This is a genomic window from Paraburkholderia sp. SIMBA_054 (assembly GCF_046534875.1).
Classification (GTDB): domain Bacteria; phylum Pseudomonadota; class Gammaproteobacteria; order Burkholderiales; family Burkholderiaceae; genus Paraburkholderia; species Paraburkholderia hospita.
Genome location: NZ_JAWRXV010000961.1, coordinates 1 through 264 on the forward strand (window position 1 = coordinate 1; position 264 = coordinate 264).

Genomic DNA, 264 nt, shown 5'->3' on the forward strand with positions numbered 1-264 from the left:
GCCGCGGGCCTGATCGCCATCCCGCTGCTGCCGATCGGCGAGTACCCGGAAGTGGTGCCGCCCTCGGTGGTGGTGCGCACGGTGTACCCGGGCGCCAACCCCAAGGTCATCGCCGAGACCGTCGCCACGCCGCTTGAAGAGGCGATCAACGGCGTCGAGAACATGATGTACATCAAGTCGGTCGCCGGCTCCGACGGCGTGCTGCAGATGACCATCACCTTCCGCCCGGGCACCGATCCGGACGATGCCGCGGTCAAGGTGCAG

The 264-nt window shown here is 68.2% G+C and carries 1 protein-coding gene; it reads left to right on the forward strand.

Translation table 11 applies throughout. The features are described 5' to 3' along the window. A partial coding sequence (locus SB822_RS57975; RefSeq protein WP_410859222.1) for an efflux RND transporter permease subunit occupies nucleotides 1-264 on the forward strand: 264 nt, incomplete at both ends.